The 1,429-nt window shown below is 67.6% G+C and carries 3 protein-coding genes; 2 read left to right on the forward strand and 1 reads right to left on the reverse strand.

The window, feature by feature from the left end:
• Both MOV74_RS38150 and MOV74_RS38155 read left to right on the forward strand, forming a co-directional pair.
• Positions 1–348: response regulator (locus tag MOV74_RS38150; RefSeq protein WP_246932671.1), on the forward strand; the 348-nt coding region annotated here is incomplete at its 5' end.
• Positions 345–998, forward strand: coding sequence for a response regulator transcription factor (locus MOV74_RS38155; RefSeq protein WP_246932673.1), 654 nt, complete (start codon positions 345–347; stop codon positions 996–998). The genes MOV74_RS38150 and MOV74_RS38155, both read left to right, overlap by 4 nt.
• A 73-nt stretch (positions 999–1,071) precedes the next feature.
• Here the strand turns inward: MOV74_RS38155 and MOV74_RS38160 are convergent.
• The coding region (locus MOV74_RS38160) for a hypothetical protein (RefSeq protein ID WP_246932669.1) at positions 1,072–1,429 on the reverse strand (358 nt) is incomplete at its 5' end.

Genomic DNA, 1,429 nt, shown 5'->3' on the forward strand with positions numbered 1-1,429 from the left:
GGCCTCGCGGCGCTGCTCGGCGGCTGGGGACATCGCGTGCTGGTCGCGGCAGATGCCGCCGAGGCGATGGCTGCGGCGGCAGCCAGCACGCCCGACGTCGTGTTGCTGGATTATCATCTCGATGGTGGCCGCAGCGGCTTGGACTTTCTCGACGATCTCGGGCAGAAGTCGGGCCGCCACGTCCGCGCGCTGGTCGTCACCGGCGATCGCAGCGAGGCGGTGCGCAAGGAAGCGAGGGCGCGCGGCTGCGAGATCCTGTCGAAGCCGGTCAAGCCCGCGGCTCTGCGGCGCTTCCTCGGCAGCGAAGCCCTGAGCCGGCAGTTCGGGACGAAACAGGAGACTCCCTGACAATGCGCATCCTTATCGGCGACGATCATCCGCTGGTACAGGCCGCGTTGCGCAGCGCGCTGTCGAGCGTGCTGCCCGGTCTCGACATCATCGCCTGCCAGTCGCTTGACGAGGCGACCGGCATCCTGTCGGCTCAGTCCGACGAGATCGACCTGATCCTCTGGGATCTGACCATGCCGGGTATCCAGGGTTTCGCCGCGCTGTTCATCCTGTCGGCGCAATTCCCGACGGTGCCGGTGGCGATCATCTCGGCACGGCAGGACGCCGCCACGATCCGCCGCGCCATTGCCTACGGCGCATCCGGCTACATCCCGAAATCGCTCAGCCTTCCCGAGATGGCGGACGCGATTACGAAGATCCTTGCCGGCGAAATCTGGATGCCGCCCAATGTCGGCGGCCGCGGTTCGATTCAGAGCGCCGATGTCGAGCTCGCCGCGCGAATGGCCTCGCTGTCGGCGCAGCAGCTCCGCATTCTCGCGATGATCGTGGACGGCAAGCTCAACAAGCAGATCGCGGGCGAGCTCGACATCGCCGAGCAGACCGTGAAGGGCCATGTCTCGACGATCCTGCGCAAGCTCGGCGTCGGCTCGCGCACCCAGGCCGCTGTCCTGGCCGAGAGGCTGTCATTTGGCCAGCCCGGCGGAACCTGAGCTTTCTCCTGCAAAACAAAACGGAGGCCGCGAGGCCTCCGTTTTCTATCGTGCCGTCTTGCGGACCTGGTGCTTAGCCCAGCCGTCCCGCCGCGTGGGCGAGCAGGGTGTAGACGAGGCCCGTCTCCGAGGTCAGGTGGCTGCGCAGCTCCTGCGGGCCGCGGCCGTCGCGGGCGACTTCGTCGAGCAGGCGCTCGAACTCGGCGACATAGCGATCGACGGTGCCTTTGAAGTTGCGGTCGGCGCGGTACTTGCGGGCGACCTCGTCGAAGGCCTTCTGGCCGGCGGGCGTGTAGAGGCGCTTGGTGAAGGCCTTGTTCTCGCCGCGCTGGTAGCGGTCCCACATCTCGGCGGCGAGGTTGCGGTCCATCAGCCGGCCGATGTCGAGCGACAGCGACTCCAGCGGATTGCTGCTGGCCTGCGGCTGCGGC

The sequence above is a fragment of the Bradyrhizobium sp. SHOUNA76 genome (genome assembly GCF_023006445.1).
In the GTDB taxonomy this organism is placed as follows: domain Bacteria; phylum Pseudomonadota; class Alphaproteobacteria; order Rhizobiales; family Xanthobacteraceae; genus Bradyrhizobium.